This is a genomic window from Asticcacaulis sp. P4_H10 (assembly GCF_056400965.1).
The window spans coordinates 100,768-119,908 of the sequence record NZ_JBFUKH010000011.1 but is presented as its reverse complement, the minus strand read 5'-3'; the positions used below and the strand labels follow the sequence as shown (position 1 = coordinate 119,908).

Below are 19,141 nucleotides of genomic sequence, written 5' to 3'. Positions count from 1 at the left end.
CGCTGCCAGCGCAAGAAGCGCCAGCAGAGCGATATGTCGAAAAGTGTGAAGCGGTTTTCGACAAAATATCGCGACAAAGCCAGAACTTGGATCGGAATGGTGTTTCCATCTAAACTCATTCCGATCCAGCGGAGGCAAGACCTTACGGCTTCGGTTGCACCACGGCGGTCTTGGCCACGGTCTTGGGGAGGGTCGTTGTCGCGACCGGTATGCGGCGCTTACGTTGAGCAGCATCGATGACCCTGTCCTTGTTGGCGTCGAGGCGCGGATTTTGCGCGATCTCGACGAAATCGTCGATACGGTTCTTGTTCAGGTCCGGATGGATGCCGGCGACCTGATAGAAGATGCGGCTTTCGACGGGCCCTACAGCATAGGCCTTCTTCTCCGCGTCCCAGTGCCTGGCCTGGGGATCGATGATCGTGGCCGCCATATAGGTCGTGGTCGACGGGAACAGCGACGCCACTGTGCCGGCGCGGCAGCCTGCCGTGTCGGGATGGTCGTCGTTGCGGTCGGCGCGCTGCCCGCGCTGGCCTTTGCAGTCCGCCTCGGTCAGGGTTTCGACGAAGTGCGGGCGATCCGACAGTTTCGCGATTGGGATGCGGACGGCCTGGCCGCGCTTGAGTGTCGTCTTGGTGACGCCGATGCGGGCCTCGCGCCACGGCTTCAGCGGCTGGCCGAAGATGTCGGTCAGCTTCTGTTCGCCCGGCAGCATGGCGTCGATCGACAGCAGGCGCGGCAGGAAGACCGCCCGGATATCCGCGAGGATCAGAGGCGCAGCTTCGAAGTTGATCGCCTGGAAGGCGAAACTGCCGTCGCTGGCGTCGAGCGCGCCGGTATCGAAACCAGTGATGCGCGGGTGCAGGGTCAGGACGTTGTTCGACGCGTCGATCAGGTCGACGCTGGTGATGATGATCGGGTTGGTGGTGTTGTAATTGACGCCTGAAAATCCGGTGCCGACGTGGAAGACCTGGCCGCCGGCGACCTCGCCGGCCGCTCCGCCCGTCCACGCCTTGGCTGTCGACCAGGTGACGGAGAATTTGTTGTACGACGTCCCCTGGAAGCTCTGTGAGCCCAGAACGCCCGATACGGTTGGCGTGTTCCACGGCGAACGGTCACCCAGATATGGTCCGTTTACGGTCATCGACGCCTGGCTGCTGAGGAAGTTGATGCGGACCTTGACCGCCGTTTCGGCATTGGGATTGACGAAGTCCCAGTTCCACATGGTTTGGACCGACAGGCCGACATTGGCCGCCAGGACCTCGTATTCGTGGTTGCTGAAGTGGCGGCGATAGGCGGCGCGCTGCTCATCCGAGTAGTTCGAACCCTTTGCCATCAGGTGGTGCGTAAGCACGTCTTCGCCGGCCGCCACGGGCAGGCCGTCATTGTGGCTGAGGCCGTAATTGTGGCCGGCTTCGTGGGCCGCCGTGCCGCCGATCGAATGCGCCCAGCGTTCCAGGGTCGAATTGGCGCCGTTCAGCGCTCCACCCGCGCCGCCGGCCGTAAACTGATAGGTGCCCGCCCAGACTTTAGAGTAATCGATTGCCGTGGCGTCGCCGGTATCGACGTCCTGGGCCAGACCCCAGGCCCAATGAGAGCCCTCTGCGTCCGTCCATTCCGCCGTATCGGTGCCGATGGACACGACGTTACGCCGCGCCGGCCCGCTGGTCGGCCGCGTCGTCGTTTGCAGGACCTCGACATTGAACTCGCAATAGTCATCGCTGACGACGTCGAAGATGGCATTCTTCAGGGCCGTCGCCGTGCCCGTGTAGCTTGTCAGTTCGCTGACATCGAAACGGTGCGCTGGCTGGGTTGGCGTATTGCTGTCACCGAAGCTGGGATAGGTGGCGTCATCGGTCGTCGGGAAATAGAGATAGAGCTTGTTGCCCTTGGCGCCCGGCAGGCTGCCATAACCCAGGTCGACGCATTGCGGCGTCGCCATGGCTGCGGTTGCGGCCAAGGACGACAGGGCCGTGGCCAATAGCAGGCTTCGCATGAGTGTCATGAGGATATCCCTTTAGGACGGAACGTCGCGGCCGCCCGGCGCGGCCGGCTCAAACGTCCGGTCATATCGATAGTTAGGTACAGGGGGACGCAATCCGCATCACATTATGATGCAGGTATTTTGAGAAATGACATAAGAAATACATGACCGGTTCACGTGGGCCGTGCCGGAATACTCACCGTGATATTTTTTGAACTGAATTTACAAGGTACACAAAAGCACTTCGACTTTACGCGTACATCCGGCGATTATACGGAGGCCGATTTTTTACCAAAATTGACCAGAACCACCATACATCAATGGTGTCACTTTGAAAATATAATCTTTTATGAATCACACGTTACTGGCGACTTGTCCTTAATGCCGCGTTACCATATGGCCTGATCGCACCCCGACGCGGCGCGGGCCGGCCAAGCCCGCCAACATGCAGTGGAACAAAGGGTCCGATCTACTCCGAACGGACAAACTGGCTGGCGAATTTCACATTGTAGGCGTGGAATTCGCCATCAGGCGTGAGGAACAGTCCGGTGACATTGGCGCGTTTAAACGCATCTTCGGTGGAAGGATCATTGACCTTCAAACTGACCGCCAGCGCGCCGTCAATGGTTTCCACCAGCTTATAGTCGTAAGCGACCGTCGCGCCAAAGCAGGTGATTTCGCCGCCGTGGATGACCAGTTCTGCGTCGGGGTGATCCATCTCGATCCATCACCCCTGCATTCCGGCGGGCAGGGGGGCGTCGCGTTCAAGCCGTTCCATGGTTCACCGTCGGGATCTGTCAGATAGCGATTTTTGCATTTGAACACCTGAGGGGTCAACCTATGGTTCAATAACGATCAGGACGATACGGCCCCATTGAACGCGAGGTTGGCGATGGCCCGGGACTGTGCTCCATATCGGACGATCAGCACGAGGAACAAGCCAAATTCATTTTTACTTTCACAGGTAAAATTTAGTTTCACAACTTCTTGTAAATGCCGTCTGAGGTGGTATTAACGCACAAAAAGGGATGAATCACGCTTGGTCAAAATCGTCTGCGATCGTTATTCGGCATAGTGTCATGCCCGGCGCCAGGTTTCGCGCAGACAGGAGACGCCGTCACCGCGGCCGAACACGGCAGTAGCTGAACACCGGCAAACGCTCACGCGTTAAAGAATTACGTTGTTTCACCTGCGACGTGGCAGGAGATAGCCGCGTAATTTTTATAACCCGGTCTCCTGAAAACCCAAGCAATTCAACCCGGCAAGTCGCGACAGGAGCATCGAATGATTAACCGGATGAAATCGAACCGAAGGCAATTCCTCCTGGCGACAACCAGTGCATTCATTGCTTCGGTCGGCATTTCACACGCTGCGCCAGCGGCATTGCCCGCGCTTCGTGAACCCCGTCCGCGTCTGGTGCCTTTCCGCCTCGATCAGGTGCGGCTTGGGGACGGGCCGTTTAAGGATGCGGAGACCTGGAATCGCGCCTTCATGTTGCGCATTGCGCCCGATCGGCTCCTGCACACCTTCAGGATAAATGCCGGCCTGCCGTCGACGGCGCAGCCCTATGGCGGGTGGGAAGCACCGGACTGCGAACTGCGTGGACATTTCACGGGGCACTATCTTTCCGCATGTGCGCTCGCTTTTGCCAGCCGTGGCGATAGCGAACTGAAGACGCGGGGCGATTACCTTGTCAAAAGCCTGGCCGAATGCCAGGCAGCCTTGAACCAGAAGGGATATCTGAGCGCATTTCCGCAGAGCCTTTTCGTCCGGCTCGACGCGCGCCAACCGGTTTGGGCGCCCTTCTATACCTACCATAAGATCATGGCGGGTCTGCTCGATATGCACGTACACGCGGGTAATGCGCAGGCCCTTTTGATTGTCACGGCAATGGCGGAATGGGTCGATACATGGACCGCCGCCCGCACGCCTGCGCATATGCAGAATATCCTCGACGAAGAATTCGGGGGCATGAACGATCTCTTCTTCAGGCTGGCGGCGGTAACGAAAGACCCGCGTTGGATCGCGACGGGAGACCGGTTCAACAAGGAACGGCTTTTCACGCCTTTGGCGGCCCGGTTCGACGCCTTGCGCGGCTTGCATATGAATACCCATGTCGCCCAGGTCCTCGGCGCGATGCAACGTTACGAAGTCTCCGGAGACCTGCGTTATCGCGAGATCGCCGAGTTTTTCTGGGACACAGTCACGACGTCCCGGACCTACGCTACAGGCGGGTCGAGCAATAGCGAGCATTGGAAGACCGAGCCCTACAAGCTCGCCGAAGAATGGAAGCAGGTGCCGTTCCATCAGGAATGCTGCTGCTCCTATAATATGCTCAAGCTTACGCGCCAGCTGTTCGCCCAGCAGCCAGACGCGCGCTACATGGACTATTACGAGCGTAACCTGATCAACCATCGGCTCGGCACCATAGAGCCTGAGACCGGCCAGACGACCTATTTCCTGTCGCTGGCGCCGGGAACGTGGAAATCGCTGGGGACTGACGATAGCACCTTCTGGTGCTGCAACGGCTCGGCCACCGAAGAGTTTTCCAAGCTCGGCGATACCATCTACTATCACGACGACAAGGGGATTTACGTCAATCTCTTCATCGCGTCGGCCCTGGACTGGTCGGAGCGTGGTATTCGTCTCCGCCAGGTGACGGCCTTCCCGAAATCGGCTGAAACCACGCTGACGGTTGAGGCGGCACCCGGCGGAGAATGGCCAATCCATATTCGCATTCCAGGCTGGACGACCGGCGACACCAAGGTGCGTGTCAACGGCAAGGTATTGGAGGCAAGCGCCGATCCGGGGGGGTATCTGCGGATTTCGCGGGCGTGGAAAGCCGGCGACCGCATCAGCCTAAGCCTGCCCATGCCACTCCACGTCGATCGTTTCCCGGACGCACCGCAAATCCAGGCCCTGATGGTTGGGCCCGTGGTCCTGGCCGCGCAGCACCCGCGCGGCGACCTGCCTCCGGCGCTGCTGAACAATAACTGGGTGGCACTGGACAAGGCGCCCCTGACGCTGCCCGTGATCCAGACGGACGGCAAGTCCCTTGACGAGGCTGTTCGCCCCGTGACCGGAAAGCCATTCGATTATGAGGCTGTCGCCACGGATGGCAGTACGGTTAGGTTTCAGCCGCTTAATATGAGTTGGGACCGATATAGCGTGTACTTTAACCTGTCCTCGTGACGCCAAAGCGCGAAAGCCGAACCAAATAATTGGGCTTTGTTATCAATTCCTGTGGTCGAGCTTGCGGTTCAGCACGCTTCTGATCTTGCGCGCCAGTTCGTCGGGCATATAGGGCTTGTAGATCGTTTCGAAGGCCGCCGAATTGGTGTGGCCGTGCACGTCGTCGGCAAAGCCCGTGGTAATCAGCACAGCGATGTCCGGCACCTTCTGCTTGATCTCTTTCGCCAGGGTGACGCCGTTCATATGGCCCGGCATGATGATGTCGGTGAACAGCATGTCGAAGCGGTCGGGGTGGTCATCCAGGACGGCCAGGGCCTCGGTCGCATTGGCGGCCTCGACGACGGTATAGCCTTCCTGCTCCAGAATGGCCGAGGCCAGTTCGCGGACCTCGCGGTTGTCCTCGACGATCAGCACGCGCTCGCCCTTGCCCTGGCCGCGGACGACCTCGTCGGCGGGGCGTTCGTTGTGCGGATCGGCCAGGCCATCGTTGACCGGAAAGGTCATACGGATCGTCGTGCCCTTATCGACCTCGCTGTCGACGCCAAAGCCGCCTTCGGACTGTTTGACGAAGCCATAGACCTGGGCCAGGCCAAGCCCGGTGCCCTTGCCGACCTCCTTGGTGGTGAAGAAGGGCTCGGTGATATGCGCCAGAACGTCCTGCGTCATGCCCTCGCCATTGTCGCGCACCGCCAGTTCGACATAGCGGCCGCTGCGGGCGTTGACGCCGCCTTGGACGACGGTGACATTGCTGGTGGCGATCGTCACCTTGCCGCCGTTCGGCATGGCGTCGCGCGCATTGGCCAGGATATTGATCAGGGCCATCTCAAGCTGGACGATGTCGATCTGGGCGTTGGCGAGGTCAGGCGCCAGGTCAAGCGCGATTTCGACATGTGCGCCCAGTGTCTTGGACAGCAGTTCGCGCAGGTCGGTAATGATGCGGTTGAGATTGACGACGCGCGCCTCCAGCGGCTGCTGGCGCGAAAAGGCAAGCAGTTGCTGGGTCAGGGTGCGGGCCTTCTGGGCGGCAGACATGACGGCGTCGTGATAGCGGCCGATCCTGTGGGGCTTGTCGACCACCGTCCGCGCCATCTGCAGATTGCCGATAATGACCTGGAGCAGGTTGTTAAAATCGTGGGCAATGCCACCGGTCAGTTGGCCGATCGCTTCCATCTTTTGCGCACGCCTGAGCGCCGTTTCGGCCTCACGCCTGCGCGTAATGTCGAGTTGGGAGCCGAAGAAGTAGAGCAGCTTGCCGTTTCGGTCGAAGATCGGGCTGACAAACAGCGCGTTCCAGAACATGGTGCCGTCCTTGCGGTAGTTCTGGATTTCGACGGCGATATCGGTCTGTTCAGCGATCGCGCGGCGGACATTGCTGATCGCGTCGCGGTCGGTGTCCGGCCCCTGCAGGAAACGGCAGTTGCGGCCGACGATCTCGTTCATCTCATAGCCGGTGGTATTGAGAAAGGCCTGGTTGGCGAAGATGATCGGATTGTCGGGCTTGTTCGGATCGGTAACGACCATGGGCATGCGCGTCATTTCGATCGCGGCGAAGAACAGGTCATGGCGGTCGTCGCTGTCGGTGATGACGGCGTGGCCATGGTCGCTGCGAAGACCGGGGGCAAAAGCGGGCTGAGCGGGGGCGCCGCGCCGCGTGCGATAGGCGACAGCCAGGTAGTCGCGGATATTGTTGACGCTGGTGAGCGAGCTTGAGACGATCTCCTGCGTCTTCAGGTCGTCGCGATAGCGCATGCTGAGCAGTTGCAGGCCGCCGATGACCGAGGCGAACATGTTGTTGAGATCGTGAAGCGTGACCGCTTCGTCCCTGGGCTTTTCCGGAATCTTTTCCTGGATTTTTTCAGGGGTCTTGTCGGGTGGGGTGTCGAGGCCGCCGCTTTTTTTGCTCACGCCGTGATCCTTGTGTGGATGGAGCATGATAAAAAATCGCACATAAAAAAGTGATTGGTTTGCGTGTGTCCTTGTACAACCTTGGCGTTGGCCGGCTGTGGTGACGCTATTCAACCGGGCGTACGGCGGCGATGCCCAGCCTGGCGTGGCATCCAGTTTTGAGCGTGACGGCTTCGCGCGGCCTGATCTTTGCCATTGAGACAAGAGCCTTTTCGAAAGCTTTGCGGGCGTGGACTTGCGGTAAGGGCCACAGACGCCTAAACGCAACCTCATGATCCGCCTTTACCTTTCCGACAGTCCCGACCTGACGCCCGGCTTAGGACTCACCCTGCCGCCCGAGCAAGGCCGTTATCTTGCTGCCGTGATGCGCAAGGTTGTGGGCGATGAAATCAACGTCTTCAATGGCCGTAACGGCGAATGGAAGGCGACGCTGATCGAAGTCGGCAAGAAGACGGTGCGCCTCGCCCTGATCGAGCAGACGCGGCCACAGCCGGCAGGGCAGGGGCCGGTGCTCCTGATTGCGCTCATCAAGCGCTCGCGGCTGGAAACCATCATCGAGAAAGCCACCGAACTGGGCGCGGCGAAGATCCAGTTGCTGATTACCCGCCGCTCGAACGCCGATCATACCAATGTCGACCGGCTGCGGTTGATCGCCCAGGAAGCCGCCGAACAGACCGAGCGGCTGGACGTGCCGGAAATCCTGGCGCCGGTGAAGCTTGAAAAGCTGCTGGCGGACATGCCCTATGATGCGGTATTCTTCGGTGACGAGGATTCGACGCACGAGACGGACAAGGCCACGCGGCCAATGCTGGAGACGCTTACCTCAGTCGGGAGTTCTAATCCCTCTCTGTCCGCCATTTTGGTTGGACCGGAGGGCGGTTTCGATGAGGTCGAACGCAACGCACTGCGCGGCTTCGCCAATGTCCATCCCGTCAATCTGGGGCCACGCATTTTGCGCGCCGATACGGCCGCGATCAGCGCGTTGACATTATACCAAGCTCTAATTGGGGATTGGCGTTAAATGGGGGAGAGCTGTCGTCTGTGACGCTGACGGCAATGCCCCTCACCCTGGCCCTCTCCCCGCAAGCGGAGAGAGGGGATTAGAATTTAGTATTGCTGACTTGTTTGTGCGCTGGGGCCGTCCCATATAGGCGGCGGATTGTTTAGACTGTAACAGGGACTGAGACGGATGGCTTATAATTCAGAAGCGGAGCCCGTTCAGTCATTTAGCGAGCTGGTCGGCTATTTCGAAAAGGGCAACAAGCCCAAAGACCAGTGGCGTATCGGCGCCGAGCACGAGAAGTTCGCCTTCCATCTCGATACCCTGCGCCGCCCGGCCTATGAAGGCCCGAACGGCATCGAGGCCATGCTCAACGGCATGACGCGCTTTGGCTGGGCGCCGGTCTACGAGAAGGACAAGGTCATTGCCCTGAGCCGAAAGGGCGCCTCGGTGTCGCTCGAGCCCGGCGGTCAGTTCGAACTGTCGGGTGCGCCACTCGAGACCATCCACGACATCTGCGACGAGACAGGCCAGCATCTTACGGAGGTCAAGACCGTCGCCTCTGAACTGGGTCTGGGCTTTGTCGGTGTCGGGTTTTCACCGCTGTGGACACGCGAAGAAACGCCGGTCATGCCCAAGGGCCGCTACAACATCATGCGGTCGTACATGCCGAAAGTCGGCAATCTCGGCCTCGACATGATGCTGCGCACCTGCACCGTTCAGGCCAATCTCGACTATGAGTCGGAGGCCGACATGGTGCTGAAGTTCCGCGTGTCGCTGGCCCTGCAACCGATCGCCACGGCCCTGTTCGCCAACTCGCCGTTCACAGAAGGCAAGCCGAACGGTTTTGTGTCGGCACGCGCCAATGTCTGGACCGACACTGATCCCGACCGTACCGGCATGCTCGATTTCGTCTTCCAGGACGGTTTCGGCTTCGAGCGCTATGCCCGCTATGCGCTTGATGTGCCGATGTATTTCGTCAAGCGCAATGTGCCGGCCAATGGCGGCTATATCGACGCTTCGGGCCAGGATTTCAAAGCCTTCCTCAAGGGGGACCTGCCGGCGCTTCAGGGCCAGCGCCCGACCATGGACGACTGGGCCGATCACCTGACGACCCTGTTCCCGGAAGTCCGTCTCAAGAAGTATCTCGAAATGCGCGGCGCCGATGCCGGGCCGTGGAGCCGCCTGTGTGCGCTTCCGGCGCTGTGGGCCGGCCTGCTGTACGATCAGACCGCGCTCGAAGCCGCCTGGGAACTGGTCAAGGACTGGACCGTCGACGACCACAACACCCTGCGTGGCATGGCGGCTAAAACCGGCCTGAAGGGCGAGATCGCCGGCCGTCCGGTCAAGGACTGGACGATGGACGTGCTCAACATCGCTCGCGAAGGCCTGAAGGCGCGGGGACGCCTGTCCGGGGGCTTCGTTGATGAAACCGGCTATCTCGGTGAGCTGTTCGATATCGCCGATTCGGGGCTTACGCCGGCCGATCGCCTGCTCGAAAAATACCACGGCGAATGGCAGGGCGACCTGAGCAAACTCTACGCCCAGGAAGCCTATTAATCGGCCATGGGAAGGCTGGTTGCATTCGCAACCGCACGAGTGTCGTGATTTTGAAGTCCGTGCGATTTTGATATCACGCTCCGAGACGAACTTCGAAATCGAGAACGACACTAGAATCAATAAGTTGCTAGTGTCCTTTCGATTCTGAAATTCGCCTTGAGGCGATATCAAAAGCGCGCGAATTTCAGAATCGGGACACTAGAGATCGTTGCTTGCAAAACGATCCAATTGCTGATCTTCTCGCAAAAAAGTCGCGCGCCCGACAGCGCGACGCAATGCCCTTTGCGAGATCAGTATGCTCAATATCGTCCTCTGTGCCGGGATCCTCGTCACGATCCTGACCGCTATCCCTGTGCTCCTGCAGATGCGAAAACACCCCAAGGGGCTGTATGTCTGCTTCTTCGCTGAGTTCTGGGAGCGGTTTTCCTACTACGGCATGCGCGCCCTGCTGATCTACTACATGGTCAGGCATTTCCTGTTCAGCGATGAACGCGCCAATTCCGAGTACGGCTCCTATACGACGATGATCTACCTGATGCCCCTGCTCGGCGGCCTGATCGCCGATCGGTGGCTGGGCACGCGCAAGGCGGTCATGCTGGGCGCCGTCCTGCTGGTCCTGGGGCATTTCGGCATGACCTTCGAAGGCAAGCCGCATATCCAGACTCTGACCTATCAGGGCGCGACCTATGAGTTTGTCACCGAAGGCATCGGCCAGTCGCGTGTGGTCAAGCTGGATGTCGGCGGCAAGCAGTATGTCACCATCGGCCGTTCCGATGGCGGCCAGAGCATTCAGGGCCTGCCTGCAGACGCGCCTCTGCCGGCCGAGTTACCGGCGGGCACGTTCGAAAAGGGCGTCAAGAAGGTAACGCCGTGGGCCGAACAGGCCTTCTATCTGTCGCTGTCGCTGATCATCATGGGTGTCGGCTTCATGAAGCCCAATATTTCATCGATCGTTGGCCAGCTCTATCCGGACAAGGACCCGCGCCGCGACGCCGGCTTCCAGTTCTACTATTACGGCATCAATCTCGGTTCTTTCTGGGCGGCGGTCGTGTGCGGCCTGGTGGGGGAAACGGTCGGTTGGTGGGCTGGCTTCGGTCTTGCCGGTATCGGCATGCTGGCCGGGTTGATCTTCTTCACCCTGGGCAAGCCGTGGCTGGCGGGAAAGGGCGAGCCGCCGTCGCCTGAGACGCTGAAGGAAAAGGTCGGGCCGGTCAGCAAGGAATGGCTGATCTACCTGTTCGCCTTTGCCTGCGTGCCGGTCGTCTTCCTGATGGTCCAGCGCAACGCCATCGTCGGCACGACTCTCACCGTCGGGACAGTGGCGATCATCGGCTATGTCATTTGGCAGATGTTCACCAAGTACAATGTCCAGGAAAGATTCCGGCTGCTGCTGGCCATGACGCTGTCGGCCTCGTCCGCCGTCTTCTATGCCATATTCGAGCAGTCCGGCTCGTCGCTTAGCCTGTTCGCCGAACGCAACACCAATCTCAATATCCTGAGCGCGCCGGTGATCATCGGCAACTGGGTCCTGGCGTCGCGTGACCAGCTGGCGGCCATGACCCTGCCGGCCAATCATATCTGGGTCGACATGGGGCTGACGCCATCTCAGACCCAGACCTTCAATGCCGGCTTCATCCTGATCGTGGCGCCGATCTTTGCCTGGCTTTTCACCTTCCTGGGGCGGCGCGGGCAGGACCCGGATCCGTTGAAGAAATTCGGCTTTGGCCTGGTCAATGTCGGGCTTGGCTTCCTGGTGCTCGTCTGGTTCGCCGGCATGGCGGACGCGCAATGGCGGATGCCGATCTACTTCCTCATGCTGACCTACTTCTTCCACACGATCGGGGAGCTGACCCTGTCGCCGATCGGCCTGTCGCAGCAGACCAAGCTGTCGCCGCCGACGATCGTTGCGACCATGATGGCCATCTGGTTCCTGGGACAGTCGAACGGCCAGTACGTCGCCGCCATCATCGCGCGGTTCGCATCGACCGAGACCGTTGGCGGCGTGGTGCTCGACAACAAGGCGGCGCTGATGTCGTCGCTGAATGTCTTCAACTATATCGGCTGGCTGGGTGTCGTCGTTGGTGTGCTTCTATTCGGGCTCAGCTTCGTTATCGGCAAGTGGGCCTATGGCGCGAACGACACGACGGTTGATGAGGCGGTGACGAAAGAGCACTGAAAAACTTATGGGGTGTGGGGTCCGTGACCCCACGTCTTCCCTGATCCAATAAAAAAAGCCCGCCCCTAAAAGGGCGAGGCTTTTTTATTGGAAAAGAAAGGCTTGCGGGGGCACAGCCCCCACACCCCATAAGTTTACAGGTCCTTGCGTACGCGCACGATCACCCACGGCTTCTGTTCGTAGTGCGTATACTGCTGCTGCTCGACCGCGCTCTTCTCGCGCAGGTCCGCCCAGGTCGTCCGGTACTGCTCATAATGGCGGCGCTGCGGGTTCTGCAGCACAATGCCATAGGTCAGGCCGTTGGTCGTCTTATACTCGGCCCACCAGGCATACCAGGGTGTCGACCTGTTACGGTACAGCTCACGCGCATGGTACTGCGACGCGTTGTTCATGCTGTTGATTTCAACACCCCAGCTGGTCCGGTACTTCACCAGGTTCTGGCTGAAATTGATGTTGTAGTTGTCCGGGTTGATGTTCGAGATTGGCCGGCCGGCCCCCGTGATCGGATCGGTGACCTGCGTCCAGCGCCGCGTATAGTCGAGCTTGAGCAGGCCGCCCTTGATCTTCAGCTTGTCGAGCGGCAGGTTCAGGGTCGTTGACACCGCGTCGATCCGGCCGTTGCCGATATTGCCGCGGGCATCATAGACGCCGTCAGCCGTGACGATGGCCAGCCGGTCGAGCGTGTCCTCAAGGTCATTGCGCTCGAACGTCACCGAGATCGCGCCCTTGTCCCAGAACTTGTAATCGAAGGTCAGGGCGTGCTGCCATTGCTTCTGCGGCACGACGCCGGGATTGCCGGCCTTGATGACCTGGTCCAGCAGCGACACGGACGACGCGAAGTCGCCAAAATCGAGCTGGCCCAGGATACGTTCCGACCGCCAGGTCAGTTTCCACTTGTCGTTCGGTGACCACACCGCCTGGATCTTCGGCTTGGGGTAAACGAAGGACTCGGACCGGTTTTCCTGTTTCACCGAAATGGTCGAGGTCTCGACCTTCAGGGCCGCCTCGATATTCAGTTTCGGTGTGGCCTGCCAGTTGGAGACGACGAAATATTCGTTGCGGTCTTCCTCGACGGTCACGACGTCGGAGGGCACATTCTGTTCATTGCCATCCTCGGTATAGAGCGAGGCGTTGTCGAGGCTGTTATAGACGCTCTCGGCGCCGAACTTGAAACTCAAGCGTTGGTTCAGCTGCCAACTCAGCTTGGCGGAAAAGATATGCTCGTCTGTCAGGGCCAGGGCGGTGTAGGTCGCCTCGAAACCCGGTTGGCTATAGACGTCGGTCTGGCTTTCGCGCTCGTGCGTGCGCAGTGCGTTGAGTTCCAGGGTCAGCGACTTGGTCAGCTTGCGTTCCCATTGCACGCCGATCTCGCTGTCGATCTCCTTGAAATCGAGGTGCTCGGTACCGTCATTGGTCGAATCGTACCGCGAATCCATGTCGTAATAGATCGGGTTATAATTGCCGTTGAAGGCCAGCTTGCCGCCCATGAAGGGCCGCGAATGTTCAGCCTTGATCATGTTGCCCTGGCCACCGCCGATCTGGTCGATATACATGTACTCCGGCATCGTATCCGACATGTCGGGCGTATAGGTGTAGCGGTGGCCGTTGAAGACGCCGTTGTCATTGAAACGGAAGGCTTCGACGTAGATATCCGTCGTCTTGCCGTCGCGATTGCGGCTGTACGAAAAGAAGCCCGCGGGCAGTTCGTCGTGCGGATAGAACTTGACGTTGCCGCCGAAATTGATCGTCGCCTTGCCGTCCTTCTTGCGGACGATATTCACGACCTTGCCGTAGCCTTGCATGTCGATGCCGGGGGCGCCGCCGCTGATCAGCTCGATATACTCGACCTGGCTGGCGCTGATCGTGTTCAGCGTCGTGTCGAGACCGCCCTTGCTCACCGGACGCTGGCCGTCGACCAGCACATTGCCCGCCGCGCCGGCGAAGCCGCGAACTTCCTGTCCCGACGAAAAGCTGAAGCCCGGCACGTAAAAGACCATGTCGAGCGCAGTGGTGACCTGGAATGGCTTGAAATAGTCGGGTTCGTAGCGGACGACCTGATTTTCCCCGGCAACCGGCTGAGCGGTTTGCGCACTGACAGTGGCGCAGGCCGCGAAAGCGGGAAACGCCACGCAGGCAAACAGGATGGCTTTTCGCAAAGACGAACGCATACGGCGAGGACTTCCAGGATGGACGGCGGTGGGAAGCCCGGTGCCCCCACGTGCTCAGGGATTATGTTTCAACAGCAATTACACAAGTTAAATGGCTGTAATGTTAATGCCCGGCCATTGATGCAAATTGCACGGCTGAAACAAAAAACACCGATTTTCTGAATATTATTCAGGCGTTCCTACGGCGCTCTTCGTAGAGGAAAATCGTATATGATGACAAAGATTTAATGTGAAATCGTGTGGGTATTAGCGGCGCCTGCGGAATGTGCTGCGCGTCGAGCGCATATCGTTCGTAGCCGTGGCGTGCAGCTCATAGGCGTCGCGCGCCTCCGAAAAGTCGAAGCGGGGCGGCGCCTCGACCGGCGCAGGTTCGGTACGCCACAGGCGGCGGGCGAGGTTGCCGAGTATCATCATGGCAGGAAACATGTTGTCCTCCGTTCGATCATTACGAACGGTAACAGCAAGCCGCGTGCCACACCCCTTATTGTATCAGGCGCTCGTGCCGCCGACCGTTAAGCCTCTGATGCGCAAACTCGGTTGGCCGATGCCGACAGGCAGGGACTGACCCGCCTTGCCGCAGGTGCCGACGCCTGGGTCGAACTTGAAGTCGTCGCCAATCATATCGACTTCGCGCATCGCCGCCGGACCGTCGCCGATCAGGGTGGCGCCCTTGACCGGCGCGCCGATCTTGCCGTCCTCGATCAGGTAGGCCTCGGTGCACTGGAAGACGAACTTGCCATTGGTGATATCAACCTGGCCACCGCCGAAATTGACGGCATAAAGCCCGCTTTTGGTGTTGGCGATCATGTCGGCCAGCTTGTCCGAACCGCCGCGCATGAAGGTGTTGGTCATGCGCGGCAGGGGCTGGTGGGCATAGGACTGGCGGCGGCCATTGCCGGTCGCCTTGACGCCCATTTGCCGCGCCGACAGCCGGTCGTGCATGTAGCCGACGAGCGTACCGTCCTCGATCAGTGTGGTGCACGAGGTTGGCGTGCCTTCGTCGTCGATATTCAGCGAGCCGCGCGCGTCGACAACCGTGCCGTCATCGACAATCGTGACGCCGCGTGCTGCCACCTGGGTGCCCATCTTGCCAGAAAAGGCCGAGGTGCCCTTGCGGTTGAAGTCGCCTTCGAGGCCGTGCCCGACGGCTTCGTGCAGCAGGACGCCCGGCCAGCCTGGCCCAAGCACGATATCCATCTCGCCGGCAGGGGCCGGCACGGCCTCGAGATTGACCAGGGCCTGGCGAATGGCCTCATCGACCTGGGCCTGCCACTTTTCCGGCGCGGTGACGTCGAGCCACGAGATGCGCCCACCGCCGCCGCTCGAGGCGGTTTCGCGCCGGCCATTCTTCTCAAGCGATACGCTGACATTGATGCGCACCAGCGGGCGATAGTCGTGATAAAGCTCGCCGTCCGGGCGGATAATGGTGATCGCGCGCTTGTCGGCGGCCATCGAGGCCGAGACCTGGACAACGCCAGGGTTGCGATCGCGGGCATAGGCGTCGATGGCCTGGAGCAGGGCGATCTTGTCGGCGAAGGCCATCTCGCCCAGCGGATCGTGCGCCTTGTAATAGCTCTGGTTGCTGCGCACCGGGTTATCGCGGGCGATCGTCACATCGACATTGCGGCCGCGCTTGGCGAGGACGGCGGCCTCGGCGGCGCGCTTGACGGCTTCGACCGACAGTTCGGCGCTGTTGGCAAAGCCGATGGTCTCACCGGCGACGACGCGAAAGCCGAATCCCTGGTCGGCGCCGTAGTTGGACGACTTGAGGCGGCCATCGTCGAACAGGAGTGATTCCGTCTCGCGCTTCTCGACGAAGATTTCACCGTCGTCAGCACCTTCAAGCGCCTCTTCCAGCACGGTCTGAGCGGCGTGCAGATCGAAGTCGCCCCAATCGGTAGGGGAGGTCATGGCGGTGTCGGGCATGGAGAGACTCAAAAGTATGAAAGTGCATCTGTTTGCGTCTATTTAGGCACAGCACACGCAAATGGCTAGGGAAAGGCGATCTTCCTTTCGGAATAGCGTGATCCGGGCACGAAGCGGGGTGCGCCCAGGGCAGGTGCGCACCGCGCTGCGACAAAAGACCGCATTGGCGACATGGATACGCCAAGCCGTCCTCAGAAAGCATCAAAACCGTCTAGAGAAAGCGAATGTGGCGCGAATTTGCCCTTTGCATTTGACTGCGAACGCATTATGGGAACGTTTCGGATCAGGTGGGACATTCACGTCCAATGCGTCCGCGCATGTCTGCGTTTCGACGCAGGCCCATCCGCGAACTTTCCGGCGCAAGGCCACGGCCTTGCGCGGCATCTCACAGTAGGGGCCTCAGGCTTGCGCCTTTCCAAAGGCGCCCGTGGTCAGTCAAGACGAGGATTTGCGAATGCGCAACAGAGGGCTGTTCGGGGCCAAGAGCCTGACAGGGGTCGTGTCCGGGGCCGCGATGTGGCTGGCCGCCACCGCTGCTCTTGCCGCCAAGCCGGTGAACTATGGTCAGCCGACGGACGGTGAGATGGGCCTTCAGCCCGGCGTCACCGAACTGAAGCATGATGTGACCTGGTTCTACAACGGGCTGCTGTTCCCGATCATCACCGCCATCAGCCTGCTGGTCCTGGGCCTGCTGATCTGGATCGCCATCCGCTACAACACCAAGGCCAACCCCAAGCCGGCCAAGTTCTCGCACAATACGCTGATCGAGATCATCTGGACGGCCGTTCCGGTCCTCGTCCTCGTGGTCATCGCCTGCTTCTCGCTGCCGCTGCTGAAGAAGTTCAACGACATGCCCGAGCCGGACGTCGTCGTGAAGGCCACCGGCAACCAGTGGTTCTGGACCTATGACTACCCTGAACTGGGAGTCACCGACGTCGAATCGCGCCTCCTGCCCGAAGCCAACGACATCAAGAAGGCCAAGGCCGCCGGCGTCCTCTACCTGCTGTCGACCGACAACAAGCTGGTCGTGCCGGTCAACAAGGTCGTTCACGTCCAGACGACCGCTGCCGACGTCATTCACGCCTTTGCTGTTCCGGCGTTCGGCGTCAAGGTCGATGCCGTTCCGGGCCGCCTGAACAACATCTGGTTCAAGGCCGAACGCATCGGCACTTATTACGGCCAGTGCTCGGAACTGTGCGGCAAGGACCATGCCTACATGCCGATCGAAGTCCAGGTCGTCTCCGAAGCCGATTTCGACGCCTATATCATCAAGGCCGGCGGCAAGACCCGCGCCATGCTGAAGTCTGAAGCGGCCGCCTCGGCCCAGGCTGAAGCCGCGGCTGCCGCGACCGCCGCGGCTGCGGCCTCCGCTTCGGCGGCAGCGCCCGCCGCTGAACCGGCGGCAACGCCGGCTGCTGCCACCACCGCTGCGGCTCCGGCCACTGCGGCCGCCAAGCCCGCTGCCACTGCTGCTCCGGCGGCGACGCCCGCCGCTTCGGCGACCGTGAACTAAGTTAAGTAAAGAGAGACACCTGACATGGCCACCGCTGCCGCCTCTCATGGTCACGACGACCACGATCACGACCACAAGCCGGGTTTCCTTGACCGTTGGTTCTTCACGACCAACCACAAGGATATCGGCACGCTCTATCTGATTTTCGCCATCTTCGCCGGCCTGGTCGGCGGTGCGTTCTCGGGCTTCATCCGCTGGGAGCTCTATGAGCCCGGTCTTCAGGTCTTCCAGGCTGGTTCTCTGCTGGATCACCTTGGCCTGTTCGACCTGAAAAACCCCGACAACGCCAAGCACGCCTTCAACTCGGTCGTCACGGCGCACGCCATCCTGATGATCTTCTTCATGGTCATGCCGGCCATGATCGGTGGTTTCGGCAACTGGTTCGTGCCGATCATGATCGGTTCGCCGGACATGGCCTTCCCGCGCCTGAACAACATTTCGTTCTGGCTGCTGATCGCCTCCTTCATCCTGCTGGTCGTTTCGGTCCTGACCCCGTCGGGTCCCGGCGCAGGCCAGCACGGTTTCGGCGGCGGCTGGACCATGTACCCGCCGATGTCGTCGCACACCGGCTCGCCTGGCCCCGCCATGGATCTGGTGATCTTCAGCTTCCACCTGTCGGGTGCGTCCTCGATCCTGGGCGCCATCAACTTCATCACCACCATCTTTAACATGCGCGCTCCGGGCATGACCCTGCACCGCATGCCGTTGTTCGCCTGGTCGGTTCTGGTCACGGCCTTCCTGCTGCTGCTGTCGCTGCCCGTCTTCGCCGGCGCCATCACCATGCTGCTGACCGACCGTAACTTCGGCACGTCGTTCTTCGATCCGGCCGGCGGCGGCGATCCGGTCATGTACCAGCACCTGTTCTGGTTCTTCGGCCACCCGGAAGTGTACATCCTGATCCTGCCGGGCTTCGGCATCATCTCGCACATCGTATCGACCTTCTCGAAGAAGCCTGTCTTCGGCTACCTCGCCATGGCCTACGCCATGGTCGCCATCGGCGTCGTCGGCTTCATCGTGTGGGCGCACCACATGTACACCGTGGGTATGAGCTTCGACCTGCGCGCCTACTTCGTCCTGGCCACGATGGTCATCGCGGTCCCGACCGGCGTGAAGATCTTCTCGTGGATCGCCACCATGTGGGGCGGCTCGATCTCCTTCACCGTCCCGATGCTGTGGGCGATCGGCTTCATCTTCCTGTTCACGGTAGGTGGCGTCACCGGCGTCGTCCTGTCGAACGCCCCGATCGATTACACGCTGCACGACACCTATTACGTCGTGGCGCACTTCCACTACGTCCTGTCGCTGGGCGCCGTCTTCGCAATCTTCGCCGGTTTCTACTACTGGTTCGAAAAGATGTTCGGCATCAAGTACAACGGCTTCCTGGGCGGCCTGCACTTCTGGATCATGTTCGTCGGCGTGAACATCATCTTCTTCCCGCAGCACTTCCTGGGCCTGCAAGGCATGCCGCGCCGCTATGTCGACTATCCCGTCGGTTTCACCTTCTGGAACCAGGTTTCGTCGATCGGCTATGCGATCACGGCTATTGGCGTCATCGTCTTCTTGATCATGTGCGTCGAAGCCATCATCGCCCGCCGCAAGGGCGTGGCCAATCCGTGGGGTGAAGGCGCAACGACGCTGGAATGGACCCTGTCGTCCCCGCCGCCTTATCACCAGTTCTCCGAACTGCCGGTGATCAAGGACGAGGACGAGCATCACTAAT

The 19,141-nt window shown here is 60.3% G+C and carries 12 protein-coding genes; 6 read left to right on the top strand and 6 right to left on the bottom strand.

The window, feature by feature from the left end:
- Nucleotides 1–142: 142 nt before the first annotated feature.
- Together AC1DON_RS20000 and AC1DON_RS19995 are read right to left on the bottom strand one after the other, a co-directional pair.
- Complete coding sequence (locus tag AC1DON_RS20000; protein ID WP_476936584.1) at nucleotides 143–2,002, bottom strand: hypothetical protein; 1,860 nt, start codon at nucleotides 2,000–2,002, stop codon at nucleotides 143–145.
- Between the two features lie 448 nt (nucleotides 2,003–2,450).
- Nucleotides 2,451–2,699, bottom strand: a complete 249-nt coding sequence (locus tag AC1DON_RS19995) for a hypothetical protein (protein ID WP_476936583.1) — start codon at nucleotides 2,697–2,699, stop codon at nucleotides 2,451–2,453.
- Between the two features lie 566 nt (nucleotides 2,700–3,265).
- On the opposite strand from AC1DON_RS19995, the gene AC1DON_RS19990 reads away from it, so the two are divergent.
- Entirely contained in the window at nucleotides 3,266–5,173 is a 1,908-nt protein-coding gene (locus AC1DON_RS19990; protein WP_476936582.1) for a glycoside hydrolase family 127 protein, read from the top strand.
- A gap of 42 nt (nucleotides 5,174–5,215) precedes the next feature.
- On the opposite strand, the gene AC1DON_RS19985 is transcribed toward AC1DON_RS19990, so the two are convergent.
- Complete coding sequence (locus tag AC1DON_RS19985) at nucleotides 5,216–7,078, bottom strand: histidine kinase famiy protein (protein ID WP_476936581.1); 1,863 nt, start codon at nucleotides 7,076–7,078, stop codon at nucleotides 5,216–5,218.
- 271 nt (nucleotides 7,079–7,349) lie between these two features.
- Between AC1DON_RS19985 and AC1DON_RS19980 the strand changes: the two genes are divergently transcribed.
- The 3 genes from AC1DON_RS19980 to AC1DON_RS19970 all read left to right on the top strand — a co-directional run bounded on the left by AC1DON_RS19980 (nucleotide 7,350) and on the right by AC1DON_RS19970 (nucleotide 11,814).
- The gene (locus AC1DON_RS19980) at nucleotides 7,350–8,099 is read left to right on the top strand and encodes a 16S rRNA (uracil(1498)-N(3))-methyltransferase (protein ID WP_476936580.1); all 750 of its coding nucleotides are present in this window, start codon (nucleotides 7,350–7,352) and stop codon (nucleotides 8,097–8,099) included.
- Nucleotides 8,100–8,267: 168 nt separating this feature from the next.
- On the top strand, nucleotides 8,268–9,638 hold the full coding sequence (locus tag AC1DON_RS19975) for a glutamate--cysteine ligase (protein WP_476936579.1): 1,371 nt from the start codon (nucleotides 8,268–8,270) through the stop codon (nucleotides 9,636–9,638).
- A gap of 295 nt (nucleotides 9,639–9,933) precedes the next feature.
- Complete coding sequence (locus AC1DON_RS19970) at nucleotides 9,934–11,814, top strand: peptide MFS transporter (protein ID WP_476936578.1); 1,881 nt, start codon at nucleotides 9,934–9,936, stop codon at nucleotides 11,812–11,814.
- A gap of 134 nt (nucleotides 11,815–11,948) precedes the next feature.
- Here the strand turns inward: AC1DON_RS19970 and AC1DON_RS19965 are convergent, their stop codons facing one another.
- From AC1DON_RS19965 to tldD, 3 genes are all read right to left on the bottom strand, one after another.
- Complete coding sequence (locus AC1DON_RS19965) at nucleotides 11,949–13,982, bottom strand: TonB-dependent receptor plug domain-containing protein (protein ID WP_476936577.1); 2,034 nt, start codon at nucleotides 13,980–13,982, stop codon at nucleotides 11,949–11,951.
- 246 nt (nucleotides 13,983–14,228) lie between these two features.
- Complete coding sequence (locus AC1DON_RS19960; protein ID WP_476936576.1) at nucleotides 14,229–14,408, bottom strand: hypothetical protein; 180 nt, start codon at nucleotides 14,406–14,408, stop codon at nucleotides 14,229–14,231.
- A gap of 63 nt (nucleotides 14,409–14,471) precedes the next feature.
- A complete protein-coding gene (gene tldD / locus AC1DON_RS19955) occupies nucleotides 14,472–15,908 on the bottom strand; it encodes a metalloprotease TldD (RefSeq protein WP_476936575.1) in 1,437 nt (478 codons plus the stop codon).
- Nucleotides 15,909–16,362: 454 nt separating this feature from the next.
- Here tldD and coxB point away from each other — a divergent pair, with 454 nt between their 5' ends.
- Together coxB and ctaD are read left to right on the top strand one after the other, a co-directional pair.
- A complete protein-coding gene (gene coxB, locus AC1DON_RS19950) occupies nucleotides 16,363–17,421 on the top strand; it encodes a cytochrome c oxidase subunit II (RefSeq protein WP_476936574.1) in 1,059 nt (352 codons plus the stop codon).
- Nucleotides 17,422–17,445: 24 nt separating this feature from the next.
- Nucleotides 17,446–19,140, top strand: coding sequence for a cytochrome c oxidase subunit I (ctaD, locus tag AC1DON_RS19945; protein ID WP_476936573.1), 1,695 nt, complete (start codon nucleotides 17,446–17,448; stop codon nucleotides 19,138–19,140).
- Nucleotide 19,141 lies beyond the last annotated feature (1 nt).